Annotated in this window: 13 protein-coding genes; 3 read left to right on the plus strand and 10 right to left on the minus strand. The window is 60.4% G+C overall.

What is annotated here, in order from left to right; all coding sequences use genetic code 11:
• Positions 1 to 26 precede the first annotated feature (26 nt).
• Both OIU37_RS11640 and OIU37_RS11645 read right to left on the minus strand, forming a co-directional pair.
• Positions 27 to 542 carry a superoxide dismutase family protein gene (locus OIU37_RS11640; protein WP_171601004.1) on the minus strand — a complete coding sequence of 172 codons (516 nt, stop codon included), beginning with the start codon at positions 540 to 542 and terminating at the stop codon, positions 27 to 29.
• A gap of 232 nt (positions 543 to 774) precedes the next feature.
• Entirely contained in the window at positions 775 to 1128 is a 354-nt protein-coding gene (locus OIU37_RS11645) for a hypothetical protein (protein WP_180693315.1), read from the minus strand.
• A gap of 424 nt (positions 1129 to 1552) precedes the next feature.
• Between OIU37_RS11645 and OIU37_RS11650 the strand changes: the two genes are divergently transcribed.
• The 3 genes from OIU37_RS11650 (at position 1553) to OIU37_RS11660 (ending at position 5232) form a co-directional block, all read left to right on the plus strand.
• Entirely contained in the window at positions 1553 to 3457 is a 1905-nt protein-coding gene (locus tag OIU37_RS11650) for a bifunctional diguanylate cyclase/phosphodiesterase (protein ID WP_180693316.1), read from the plus strand.
• A 248-nt stretch (positions 3458 to 3705) separates the two neighbouring features.
• A complete protein-coding gene (locus tag OIU37_RS11655) occupies positions 3706 to 4365 on the plus strand; it encodes an HD domain-containing protein (protein ID WP_180693317.1) in 660 nt (219 codons plus the stop codon).
• A gap of 9 nt (positions 4366 to 4374) precedes the next feature.
• Complete coding sequence (locus tag OIU37_RS11660; RefSeq protein WP_180693318.1) at positions 4375 to 5232, plus strand: MOSC domain-containing protein; 858 nt, start codon at positions 4375 to 4377, stop codon at positions 5230 to 5232.
• A gap of 5 nt (positions 5233 to 5237) precedes the next feature.
• Here OIU37_RS11660 and OIU37_RS11665 read toward each other — a convergent pair whose 3' ends face one another.
• The 8 genes from OIU37_RS11665 to acpS form a co-directional block, all read right to left on the minus strand.
• Positions 5238 to 6233 (minus strand): aldo/keto reductase, encoded by a 996-nt coding sequence (locus OIU37_RS11665; protein WP_180693319.1) that lies wholly within the window; start codon positions 6231 to 6233, stop codon positions 5238 to 5240.
• 102 nt (positions 6234 to 6335) lie between these two features.
• The gene (gene recO / locus OIU37_RS11670; protein ID WP_180693320.1) at positions 6336 to 7106 is read right to left on the minus strand and encodes a DNA repair protein RecO; all 771 of its coding nucleotides are present in this window, start codon (positions 7104 to 7106) and stop codon (positions 6336 to 6338) included.
• A 121-nt stretch (positions 7107 to 7227) separates the two neighbouring features.
• Positions 7228 to 7713, minus strand: coding sequence for a hypothetical protein (locus OIU37_RS11675; protein WP_240602404.1), 486 nt, complete (start codon positions 7711 to 7713; stop codon positions 7228 to 7230).
• A 208-nt stretch (positions 7714 to 7921) separates the two neighbouring features.
• Positions 7922 to 8674 carry a Crp/Fnr family transcriptional regulator gene (locus OIU37_RS11680; protein WP_171601012.1) on the minus strand — a complete coding sequence of 251 codons (753 nt, stop codon included), beginning with the start codon at positions 8672 to 8674 and terminating at the stop codon, positions 7922 to 7924.
• Positions 8675 to 8824: 150 nt separating this feature from the next.
• A complete protein-coding gene (gene era, locus OIU37_RS11685; RefSeq protein ID WP_171601013.1) occupies positions 8825 to 9766 on the minus strand; it encodes a GTPase Era in 942 nt (313 codons plus the stop codon).
• Between the two features lie 7 nt (positions 9767 to 9773).
• Positions 9774 to 10493, minus strand: a complete 720-nt coding sequence (rnc, locus tag OIU37_RS11690) for a ribonuclease III (RefSeq protein WP_171601014.1) — start codon at positions 10491 to 10493, stop codon at positions 9774 to 9776.
• The gene (gene lepB, locus OIU37_RS11695) at positions 10490 to 11233 is read right to left on the minus strand and encodes a signal peptidase I (RefSeq protein WP_003546939.1); all 744 of its coding nucleotides are present in this window, start codon (positions 11231 to 11233) and stop codon (positions 10490 to 10492) included. The genes rnc and lepB overlap by 4 nt, the downstream gene beginning before the upstream one ends.
• A gap of 179 nt (positions 11234 to 11412) precedes the next feature.
• Complete coding sequence (gene acpS, locus OIU37_RS11700) at positions 11413 to 11817, minus strand: holo-ACP synthase (RefSeq protein WP_129418589.1); 405 nt, start codon at positions 11815 to 11817, stop codon at positions 11413 to 11415.
• Positions 11818 to 11836 lie beyond the last annotated feature (19 nt).

Below are 11836 nucleotides of genomic sequence, written 5' to 3' on the forward strand. Positions count from 1 at the left end.
TTCCGATTTAAGGAATTGTGCCGTAGCTATTGGATGACGCCGCAGGAAAGTCTTTCGCCGGCATCACCAGAAGGCTGGCTGCGATAATCATCCGAATTGGCGTGCACCATCAATGCGCGGCCGCGAATACCGTCGGTCTTGCCGTCAAGCGTGACCATGCTGTCGAAAATCTGTGCCCGCAGCACGCCGTCCTGCCCGACATATTGGTTGGGCATGTCGCCGGCGTGCGGACCCTTGGCGGCAAGAATGCCATGCTCCGCCTTCTCAGGATTGAAATGACCGCCCGCCGATTCGTGATGGGTCGCGGCGTCGCAGCGGCCGGTCTCATGAACATGGAAGGCCACCCATTTGTTCGCCGGCAGTCCCGATATCTCGACTTCGATCAGGACGCCGCCAGTGGCGGCAGCCGTCAGCTGTGCGCGACCGTCTTCCTTGCCGTCCTTGCCGACGAAATTGGCGACCGCCGTCTGCTTGTCCTGAGCGCCTGCCGGCAATGCAACCGCAAGCAGGCTCAGAGCGGCGATAATGCGCATGGCTTCCATGGAGATCTCCTTCCGTCCAGTTGTCCTTCTGAACGTGTCAAACCGGAAGGTGTTCCTGATGCCGAGCGTCGCGTGTCCGACAGGACGCGCTAGGGACGCTCTACGACTTTAAATTGGCGCATAATCCTTTCGGAAAATCATTCCTATTTTCGGCGTTGTCCGCACAAATATCGGACGAGAAAAGCCGGCCAAACGGCCGGCTTGCAGATCACCCGAATTGAGACGCCGGTCGTCAGGCGACAGCGTTGAAGTCGAACTGGCCGTAAGTGTTGCGGTAGAGATCGTCGGACTGATCGCCGTTCGCCGGGGCGGTCTGCTGCAACGGATAGGAAACCGCGATGCTGCTTGCCGCGCCACTGTTGCGCGTGTCCATCATCAGCGCGATGAGGCTGCCGGAAAATTTCGGCTGCGTGTCGCCGCTCGTGTCGTCTTCCAGGAGTTCCTTGATGATGCCGGGCTTCTCATCGGCGGCGCGTTCGCCGCGGCTGAGGACGCCATCGCCATTGGCATCGAGACGCGAAAGCGTCGCCAGATATGCATATGAGGTGTCTGAAACGGATGTGGTGCTGGTCATACAAACCTCCATTCACCGCCTTTTGCCGGTGGTGTTTGTACGCAATACGAACGTGGAAAATCAGTGTTGACTCGGTGGTTAAACTGATTTGCGCAGTGCGTCAATAAGTTGTTAACTTCTCATTAACGATGATTGACAAGAGTTAACGGAATGCGCCGAGGCCAACCTTCCGCCTGCGTCAGACAACGGGCCCTACCGGTATTTCAGCGATTTTTCACATATAAAACAAACGTCTAACAAACTGCCATCGCTGCTGCACTGCAACCGAATATTAATCCAGCCCATCCAGAATGGGCGTTGCAAGGCACCACCTTGACGTTCGGCTTATAAAAAATCAATTTTATGTTCACTTTAGAAAGGTTTTCCGAAGCGATGAGGTACGTTCATCAGTTGAAGACGATCTTGCCGTCGCAGCCGTCCCACTGGACGCGCCCACATGAAAGCTGAAGCGCTCTTCTGGCAGCAATGCAGCCAGGCCGTCACGGCCGATGGATCGGTCGATGCGCAGCGTCTGATGGAGCTGGTGATCGCGACCTACCGCGTCCACGAAAGCGACTATGGCGAAATCGAGCGAAGCGCTGAAACATTGTTGAGGGAGAACCATAGGCTGAGAGGCAATATTTCAGCCCTCAGCCAGGCGTTCGACGGACAGAAAAAACTCTTCGAAATCATCCTCAACAACCTGCCGCTTGGTCTCAGCGTCTTCGACGCCGACCAGCGGCTGACGCTTTCCAACATCCGCTTCCGTCAGCTCTTCGACCTAACGGATGAAGATGTCATCGCTGGCGCGACAATCGCCGATCTCACGGCCAAAATGCGCGGCACGGAGAGCGCCAGCGCCAAGCCCGGCCGGCGGACCGGGCGACATTCCTCCGCAAACGCAAGAAGCAGAGGTATCCGTCGGCGCGAATGGTTGATGGATGATGGCCGCATCATCCAGAGCATGGTGACTATCCTTTCCGACGGCAGCAACATTTCCATTCATGCCGATATCACCGAGGATCGAAGGGCGGCCGAGCGCATCACCTATCTCGCCCACCACGACCCGCTGACCGGCCTTCCGAACCGCATCCATTTCCGCGAGCAGGTCGATGCTACGCTCACAGAACGCAAGCCCGATGAGCAGATCGCCTTCGTCCATCTCAATCTCGACCGGTTCAAATCGATCAACAACACGATGGGCGTGTCAGTCGGCGACAAGATCCTACAGCAAGTCGCAGAGCGCATCCGAGCCTCGGCCGGTTCGGAAAACACCCTGGCGCGCCTCGGCTCGGACGAATTCGCCATCCTGCAGACGGGCAAGCAGCAGCCGTGGAACGTGACGGCGCTTGCCGAGCAGATCCGCCGTGAGCTTTCCGAACCATTCTTCCACGGCGAGAAACAGGTGGAGCTCAGCGTCTCCATGGGCATCGCAATCGCCCCTGAGGATGGTGAGGAAACCGATATCCTGTTGAAAAATGCCGGCGTGGCGCTGTCGCATGCCAAGGCGGACGGGCGCAAACGCGAGCGCTTCTTCGCCAGTGAGATGGAAGCGCAGATGCAGCTGCGCCACGCGCTGGAGGCAGACCTCAGAGCAGCCGTCGAGAACGAGGAATTCGAGCTGCATTACCAGCCGCTTTATGACCTCTCGCAGCGGCGCATCTGCGGCTTCGAAGCTTTGATCCGCTGGAACCATCCGGTCCGAGGCCGCGTTCCACCGATGGATTTCATTCCGCTTGCCGAAGAGGTCGGCCTCGTCGTCGATATCGGCCGTTGGGTTTTGCGCCGGGCCTGCAATGATGCAGCGTTATGGCCGGAAGGCATTAAGGTCGCCGTCAACGTTTCGGCAATCCAGTTCAGCAGCAGCGTCCTGACGCGCGATGTCAGCGAGGCGCTTGCCGCCGCCGCGCTGTCGCCGTCGCGGCTCGAACTCGAAATCACCGAGAGCGTGCTGATGGAAAATCTGAGCGAAGTGCTGCCGATCCTGCATGCGCTGAAGGAGCGCGGCATCCGCATCTCGATGGACGATTTCGGAACCGGCTATTCCTCGTTGAGCTACCTCTCGAGCTTCCCCTTCGACAAGATCAAGATCGATAAATCCTTCGTCAACGACATCGTCGACAACAAGGAAGCGCATGCGATCATGCACGCGATCATCCTGCTCGGCGATGCGCTTGGCATGCGCGTCACCGTCGAAGGCGTCGAGACGGCCGAGCAGCTGGCGTTGCTCGAATGCGAGGAATGCGACGAGATCCAGGGCTATCACATCAGCCCGCCGCGACCGGCGCGTGACGTGCCCTATCTTCTCTCCCTGCCGCCGAAGAACGGTGGCGTGACGCGTCTCCCCAAAGCCAAGCGCTGAGATCACCCTCGATTGCGACTCGTACGGCAAGCCGTTAGAACAGGATGATTTTAGGCCGACCTGGCCTAAAATCTGAATCCTGTTCTGCAATATATAGTTAGAGCATGATGTCGCCCGAAAACCGCTCACACTTTTCGGCATCATGCTCTAGAAAATCGACTGCGATTCCGAGATCTGGTTGTCGCATTCTCTTACCGTCCGCATCCACTTCCGCGCCGATGCTCTATCGGCGGAAAACGATTTTCCTCATGACAGGTGGCGCTATGTTCGCGGCTGAAGCCTTCTCCCCACACGAAACGCTTGCCGCGGCGCTGATTGCGCATGCGGCCGACGGCGACGACGGCTCGCACGACCTTGCCCATATCCTGCGCGTCTTCAGGAATGCCATGCGCATCCATGCGGGAGAAGGCGGCGACGGGCGGGTTCTTGCCGCTTCCGTGCTGCTGCACGACTGCGTCGCCGTCGAGAAGGATTCGCCGCTGCGGGCAAAAGCATCGGCTTTGGCGGCGGAGAAAGCATCGGCGATCCTGGCAGAACTCGGCTGGAGCGGCGCGGATATCGAAGCCGCGGCCCACGCAATCACCGCGCACAGCTTCTCGGCCGGGGTGGTGCCGCAGACGCTGGAGGCGAAGATCCTGCAGGATGCCGACCGGCTGGACGCGATCGGCATGATCGGCGTCGCCCGCTGCTTCTATATCGCCGGACGACTGGGATCCGGGCTCTACGATCCGTTCGACCCAGCGGCGGCAGACCGTCCGCTCGATGACAAGCGTTATGCCATTGACCATTTCCAGACGAAGCTGTTCAAACTGGCGGAAGGATTCCAGACCGAGACCGGCCGCAGGCTGGCGGCCGCGCGTGACAAAAGCCTGCGCGATTTTCTCTCGGAATTCATGGACGAAATCTAGGAGAACGGCATGCGTGTCAGCGACCTCTTCATCTATCCGCTCAAGAGCGCCCGCGGCATTGCGCTGCCGGCCGCCGACATCGACGCCTACGGGCTTCCCGGCGACCGGCGGGCGATGGTCACCGATGCGCAGGGGCACTTCATCACCCAGCGCGAGCTGCCCGACCTCGCACGTATCGAGGTGCGACCGGAAGCGAAGGCCTTTCGGCTGCTGATGCGGGGAAAACCTGACATATCGGTCCAGCCGCCTCAGCCTGAGACCCGCATGGATGTGACCGTGTGGAAATCTGCCGTCAGCGCCGCCGTCGCCGATCCGGAGAGCAACCGGCAGCTTTCCGAATGGCTTGGCCGCGAGGTGCGCCTAGTGTTCTTCGACGGGCAGGCGCGGCGGACGGCGAATGCCGAATGGGCCGGCGAAGCCACGCCCGTCACCTTTACCGACGGCTACCAGATCCTGGTGACGACGACCGGCTCGCTGAAGGCATTGAATGCCGATCTCGCCGCCCATGGCGAGGGCAGCGTCGGCATGGAACGCTTCCGTCCGAACATCGTCATCGAAACCGACGAGGCCTGGGCGGAGGACCGCTGGGCGGCGATCGAGATCGCCGGCATCCGCTTCGATCTCGTCAAACCCTGCTCCCGCTGCATCATGACGACGCAGGACCAACTGACCGGATCCCGCGAGGGACCAAACCCGATGCCGGCCATGGGCCGCATCCGCATGTCGGCCGACCGGCGTGTGCCCGGCCCGCTCTTCGGCTGGAACGTTACGCCGCGCGGCAGCGGCAGGATCACGATCGGTGACATCGTCCGCATCGTTGAAGAGAAGCCGGAAGGCTGGGCGCTCAAGCGTCGCGCCGCAGCGTAGCCTTTTCAGACGCGATCGAGCGCGGCATCGATCTCCGCCATGACATCGGCCGGCAGCGGTCCCTTTTCCAGCGCGCCGGCATTTTCCTCCACCTGGGCAACGGTGCGGAACCCCGGAATGGGAAGGGTGCGCGGCGAGCGTGCCCAGAGCCAGGCAAGCGCGCCCTGCGTCAGCGTGCGGCCGCCTGATGTCAGGAGATCGCGGACGGCATCGAGCCGTGCGGCGAATTCCGGGGCCATGCGCCCGTCCTTGAAATAGACCATCCAGTCAAGGGCCGCCCCACGGACATCTTTGGCGCCCACCGCCTTGTCGGCGGTGAACTTGCCGGTCAGCAGCCCCATCGCCAGCGGACCGCGATTGATGGAGATCAGCCCCTTCCCCTCGATCACCGCAATCATCTCCGGCACCGGTTCGAAAACGTTCATCGTATGCTGGATCGAGACGTAGCCCTGGCGGCCGACATGACGGGCGGCGCGATCGGGAAAATCGGTGCTCCAGCCGAACGCATCGATCTTGCCTTCGGCGCGCAGCGCTTCCAGCGTATCGAAGACGGCATCCGATTGTTCCAGCGGAAAATCATTGAGGTGGAACTGCAGGAGATCGAGGCGATCGCGCTTGAGACGGCGCAGCGAGGTCTCGACCGAACGGCGGATGAAGGCCTCATCGGCGAAGGCGCCGGTTGCCTGCTTGGTTTCCGAATCGGTGGCGAAGCCGAACTTGGTGGCGATGACGATATCGTCGCGATTGCCGATCGCCCGGCCGAGCACCTCCTCCGAGTGGCCGGCGCCGTAATTCGAGGCAGTGTCGAAGAAACGGATGCCGAGTTCGATTGCGCGGTTGATCGCCTGCACGGATTCATCGTCGTCGACATCGCCCCAGCCGAGCGGCGTGTCGCCGGCGAAGAAGGGACCGCCGATCGCCCAGCATCCCATGCCAAGGCGCGGAATTTCGCGGCCGTTCCAGAGCGTGATCGTCGTCGGTGATGCGGTCTTGGTCAGCATGGAGTCCTCCTTGATTGGCAATCCTCTGGAGACATAGGAAGCGCTCATCGGCAGGTAAACCGCCAAATCCGGAGGATGTTTTGCACCCGTAAAAAACGGGGGTCAGGCGGAAATACCATTCGGGCCGGAAAGCGTCCGCAAGGCTGGATTAAGCGCCTTGAGCGCCGCCTGAACGAAGCCCTCGCGGGCAGCTGCCGCCTCGATGCCGCGCGGCTCGTAGACATGACGATGCAGAAAGAACCCTGTCAGACGGAAGGCGGCTGCGAGACTATCGAAATCGGCGGCGTGATTGCCCTCGATGCTGAGGAACGGCGGCAGAAGCAGCATCTTGTCCGCCCAGGGAGCACCAGCGGCACGGCTGACGGCGCGGCCGGATTTCGGCGAGACATAGACGAGATCGGAACGGGCGCCGGTGGCGGCGCATTCGGCAAGATCGAGGCCGAAGCCGAGGTCGTTCAGCACCGCAAGCTCGAAGCGCACGAAGAGTTCACCGGCATCGGCCGGGTTGTGCAGGTGATCGAGGATGACCTCCAGCGCATCGAAGAGGTGCGGATGCGGGTCACGCTCCGGCAGCAGCCGCAGCAGCGCGCCCATCGCCTGGACGCCGTAGACAGCAGTCGCCGTTTCCATCAGTCGGGCAGCGCGCAGCGTCACCGGCTCGACGCGGAATTCGCCCAGATGCTCGTCAAGCCGGGCACGCCAGATGACCTCCACGGCATTGCCCGCCTGCAGCACCGGCTGCATGGCGCGCGAGCGGCCGGAACGCACCAGACCGAGATGGCGGCCGCGATCACGCGTCATTACCTCAGCGATGACGCTCGTCTCGCCGTGGCGCTTGACGCCCAGGATGATCGCATGGTCCTGCCACTGCATCGAAAGAAGTCCTTACGGCTGACGAATCCATCCTACTGCATAATTCAACGCGTTACAGCGTCCTTTGCGCGTCTGAAAAGACGCGCTGCAATGCAAGGTCTGGCTTCTGTCTTGGACCGCGTCAGGCGACAGCCGGGAAAAGCCTCTGCAGGAATTCCCGCATCGCCGTTTCGTCGAAAGGCTTCACCAGAAGCGGTATGTTCTGCAGATCGGGCGGGAAATCGCCGGTATCGGAATAGCCGCTGACGAAGCCGAAGGGGATGCCGATATCGAGAAGATGACGGGCGAATCCGAAGCTCATGCCCTCGCCGAGATTGACGTCGAGAAGGGCGAAATCATATGTCTCCGCAATAATGGCAGCCCTCGCCTGTTCCACACTGCCGACGATATCGATGCTCTCGACGCCGGCCAGGCGGAGAATATCCTCCGCCTCCATCGCGATGATCAGACTGTCTTCAAGAACCAGAACACGGATTGCGCTCATGATTCGATGCCCCTCGTCGGGCGCCTGTCGCAGCACCCCGGCCGTTTCGCCAACATCATTGCCCTCCGGTGCCCCGCATGGCACGCTATCGGTGAATTCCGCCACCTTTTCTGAATAAACCATTTTTCTGCCCGGTCGATAAGAATCAAAATCGGAGGAAGATGACGGCCGACCTTATTTTCCTTGCTGCTAATCTGCATTTAAAAAAGACATAACGAAGCTGCTTGGCTGAAGCATGTCGCGCAAAACTGTGCAGTGGTTTTGCGCTGACGACATGCGTAAAACAAAGACCTAAAATGCGAGGAGCGAATCTGAAAGATCGCGACGCGCTTTAGATGAACGGGCGTTTGCCCTCTCCGAGCCCTTCCCAGCCTGATATCGCCATCAATTCCTCGCCATTCAGCACCTCGCAGCCGCGCTCCTGCCAGCGGATCAACCCACGTTCGCTGAGCTTTTTCAAGGTCTTGTTGGTGTGAACGATGGAAAGGCCGAGCGTGTCGGCAATATGCTGCTGGGTGATGGGGATGAATTTGCGGCCGTTGAAGATATTGAGCTTCCGACCGCGCTCGAACAGGAAAGCGATCAGGTAGGCTGCTCTTTCCAGCGCCGTGCGGCGGCCTATACTCAAGAGATGCTCATCCAGGATGCGCTCCTCGCGCGCGGCGATCCAAGTGATGTCGAAGGCGAGCGAGGCGTGCTGGTTGTAGAGCGTCATCAGCCTGTCACGCTCGAAGACACAAAGGGACACGGGCGAAAGCGCTTCAACGGAATGCTGCATCTCACCGGCAATCGTTCCCTGCAGTCCGACCAGGTCGCCCGGCATGATATAATTCAGAATCTGGCGGCGTCCGTCCTCCAGCATCTTGTAGCGGAAGCCCCAGCCAGCGAGCACCGTGAAGAGATGAGCGCTATGTGCGCCCTCGACGAGGATGGTGGAGCCGGCATCGACGGCAAGCTCACCCCTCTTGAAGCTCGAGACGAATTCCAGCTCGTCACGGCTGAATTCCCTGAAATGTGGCAAGGGCCGCAAAGGACATTGCTCGCAAGGGGTCTTGAAAGAATTGATGGGTCTCGACGTCGCCATACTTGCCCTTGCCGTCGCAAAATCGGCGCGCCAACATTGGCGCGCCGTCCATCAATGAATGCGCGAGCCACGGATTTGTTCCGTGAGCGATGCGAGTTCTTTATGCGAAAACAAAGGGCTGGCGCCAACCCGACGAAATCCTTGCCATGTTTATTTCGGGAAATCGAGCCCCATTTCGCGGAACCGCTCAGGATCATCACCCCAATTCTCGCGAACCTTGACGAATAGGAAGAGATGGACCGGCTGTTCGAGGATCTCCGACAATTCCTTGCGGGAAGCAGTCGAGATCGCCTTGATGGTTTCACCACCCTTGCCGAGCGCGATCTTCTTCTGGCTATCGCGCTCGAGATAGATCACCTGCTCGATCCGCACCGAGCCGTCCTTGCGCTCTTCCCACTTCTCCGTCTCGACGTGCGAGGCATAGGGAAGCTCCTGGTGCAGGCGCAGAAACAGCTTCTCGCGGGTGATCTCGGCAGCGAGCTGGCGCATCGGCAGATCGGAGATCTGGTCTTCTGGATAGTACCACGGCCCCTCCGGGAGCGTTTTCGCCAGATAGTCCATGAGGTCGTCGCAGCCGGAGCCGTTTTCGGCGGAGATCATGAAGGTGCGATCGAAAGCGATCTTCTCGTTGGCGCTCGCGGCCAGCGCCAGCAGATCCTCGCGGTTGACGCGGTCGATCTTGTTGAGCAGCAGTATCTTCGGCTGCCGGACTTCCTTGAGGCCTTCGAGGATGGCCTCGGCATCGCCGCGCAGGCCGCGCTCGCTATCGATCAGAAGCACGATCAGATCGGCATCCCTCGCACCGCCCCAGGCCGAGGTCACCATGGCGCGGTCAAGCCGGCGGCGCGGCTTGAAGATACCAGGCGTATCCATGAAGACGATCTGGGCATTGTCGTGGATGGCGATACCGCGGACGATGGCCCGCGTCGTCTGCACCTTATGGCTGACGATCGAGACCTTGGCGCCGACGAGGCGGTTGACCAGCGTCGACTTGCCGGCATTGGTCGGCCCGATCAGCGCGACAAAGCCCGAATGCGTCGGACCATTGGTTTCTGCAGCAGCTTCGGCCGCGATATCTTCTTCTTGTGTCATTGTCCCGTCAGTTTCCGGCAGGCGATTGCTGCCAAATGCCTTCGCGCTCGAGCATCTTCGTTGCCGCCACCTGTTCGGCGGCACGCTTCGACCGCTCTACGCCGGTTTCGGGCTTAATGCCAGCAACTTCCACCGTCACCTTGAAGCGCGGATCATGATCCGGTCCGCTGCGTTCATCAACCCGGTAGATCGGCGTGACGCCGAATTTCGCGTGCGACCATTCCTGCAGCTCGGTCTTGGCGTCGCGCTTGGCGCCATCTGCCCGCACCGCCCTGCCCTGCCAGTAACGCAGAATGAACCGGCGGGCGACTTCGAGGCCGCCGTCGAGATAGATCGCGGCGATCAGGCTTTCGACGACGTCAGCGCGCACATTCATCATGCGCTTGCCGGTCAGTTTCTTCACATCGGCGCCGGTGCGGATATAGAGGTGAAGATTGAGTTCGTCGGCGACCGCAGCACAGGTTTCGGCGCTGACGAGCTGGTTGAGGCGAACCGAGAGCTCGCCTTCTCCCGCCGTGCCGAAGGTGCGAAACAGAAGCTCGGCGATGCAGAGCCCGAGGACCCTGTCGCCGAGGAATTCCAGCCGTTCATAATTGCCGCCCTTTTCGGTGCGGGCGCTGGCATGGGTCAGCGCGCGATCCAGGCGTTCCTTTTCAGCGAAGTCATGACCGATCAGGCCTTCAAGCTTTGCGCGGTCCACCGCAGAAAGCGTCTGCGCCTTACTCATTCAACAACCTTGAAGAGGCGGTCCCAACGCATGTTCGTCGGCCACTTCCAGATTTCGCGGAAGGAGGTGTCGTTGCCGAGCGAGAAGAAGATGACGCTGGCACGGCCGACAAGATTTTCGGCAGGCACGAAGCCGACGTCGAAGCGGCTGTCGAGCGAGTTGTCGCGATTGTCGCCCATCATGAAATAATGGCCTTCCGGCACGATGAATTCACGGGTGTTATCACCACGCGACACCGGAGACTGATCGAGCGTGTCGTAGGACTTGCCGTCGTCGAGTGTTTCGCGGAACACCGGCACGTCCTCGCCCGGGTCGAGCTTGTAATCCGAAGTGAACGCCCCGTCCGCCACCTTCGGAACCGGCTTGCCGTTGACGTAGAGCACGCCGTCGGTAACCTGGATGCGGTCGCCCGGCAGGCCGATGCAGCGCTTGATATAATCGATGTCGGGGTTCGGCGGGAAACGGAAGACGACGATGTCGCCTCGCTTCGGATCGGCACCGAAGAGGCGGCCGCTGAATATATCGGGCGAGAAGGGCAGCGAATATTTCGAATAGCCGTAAGCGAACTTGTTGACGAAGATGTAGTCGCCGACAAGCAGCGTCGGCATCATCGAACCGGACGGAATGGTAAAGGGCTGGAACAGCACCGTTCGGATCACCATCGCCAAAATCAGCGCCTGGATGATGACTTTGATATTTTCCCAGAGGGCGTTCGGCTTGGCTTCGACTTTTTCGGACACGCAGTCTTATTCCTTCAAGACGCCGCTGAGGCGCAATTCTTTCTGTCGTTCTCTCTAGCGGCTTCGGCCGGTTGCGGCAATGGCGACAACATCAAAAGCGACGAGAGGTCGCGTCGAACGCTTCCGAGGTCGCGTTCAACCGCTCCCGAGATCGCGATCAACAGCTCCCGAGGTCGCGGTCAGAGGCTCTCGGGCAACGCCTCGATAATAACGAAGGCCTGCGCCAAGGGATAATCATCCGTTATTGTCAAATGAATGGCGGGCCTGTGCCCCGCGGGCAGCAACGATTCGAGGATCAGGGCGGCGGCGCCTGATAAAAGCATGGTCGGCTTGCCGCTCGGCAGGTTGACGACACCCATGTCCTTCCAGAAGACGCCCTGCGCTATGCCGGTACCGAGCGCCTTGGAACAGGCCTCCTTGGCGGCGAAACGCTTGGCATAGGATGCGGCACGGTTTGCCCGCTTATCGGAACGCGCGCGCTCGATCTCGGTGAAGCAGCGATGGGTGAAGCGCTCGCCGAAGCGCTCGATGGATTTCTCGACGCGGCGAATGTCGATCAGATCGCTGCCAATGCCGATGATCATGCCGGAACCTTCCGTCGCT

This window comes from Rhizobium sp. BT-226 (genome assembly GCF_025847085.2).
GTDB lineage: Bacteria > Pseudomonadota > Alphaproteobacteria > Rhizobiales > Rhizobiaceae > Rhizobium > Rhizobium sophorae.

Bases quoted from the DNA above. Each gene is read 5' to 3' on its own strand.
- OIU37_RS11640 (WP_171601004.1), bottom strand. From the start codon at position 542: ATGGAAGCCATGCGCATTATCGCCGCTCTGAGCCTGCTTGCGGTTGCA.
- OIU37_RS11645 (WP_180693315.1), bottom strand. From the start codon at position 1,128: ATGGAGGTTTGTATGACCAGCACCACATCCGTTTCAGACACCTCATAT.
- OIU37_RS11650 (WP_180693316.1), top strand. From the start codon at position 1,553: ATGAAAGCTGAAGCGCTCTTCTGGCAGCAATGCAGCCAGGCCGTCACG.
- OIU37_RS11655 (WP_180693317.1), top strand. From the start codon at position 3,706: ATGACAGGTGGCGCTATGTTCGCGGCTGAAGCCTTCTCCCCACACGAA.
- OIU37_RS11660 (WP_180693318.1), top strand. From the start codon at position 4,375: ATGCGTGTCAGCGACCTCTTCATCTATCCGCTCAAGAGCGCCCGCGGC.
- OIU37_RS11665 (WP_180693319.1), bottom strand. From the start codon at position 6,233: ATGCTGACCAAGACCGCATCACCGACGACGATCACGCTCTGGAACGGC.
- recO (WP_180693320.1), bottom strand. From the start codon at position 7,106: ATGCAGTGGCAGGACCATGCGATCATCCTGGGCGTCAAGCGCCACGGC.
- OIU37_RS11675 (WP_240602404.1), bottom strand. From the start codon at position 7,713: ATGGTTTATTCAGAAAAGGTGGCGGAATTCACCGATAGCGTGCCATGC.
- OIU37_RS11680 (WP_171601012.1), bottom strand. From the start codon at position 8,674: ATGGCGACGTCGAGACCCATCAATTCTTTCAAGACCCCTTGCGAGCAA.
- era (WP_171601013.1), bottom strand. From the start codon at position 9,766: ATGACACAAGAAGAAGATATCGCGGCCGAAGCTGCTGCAGAAACCAAT.
- rnc (WP_171601014.1), bottom strand. From the start codon at position 10,493: ATGAGTAAGGCGCAGACGCTTTCTGCGGTGGACCGCGCAAAGCTTGAA.
- acpS (WP_129418589.1), bottom strand. From the start codon at position 11,817: ATGATCATCGGCATTGGCAGCGATCTGATCGACATTCGCCGCGTCGAG.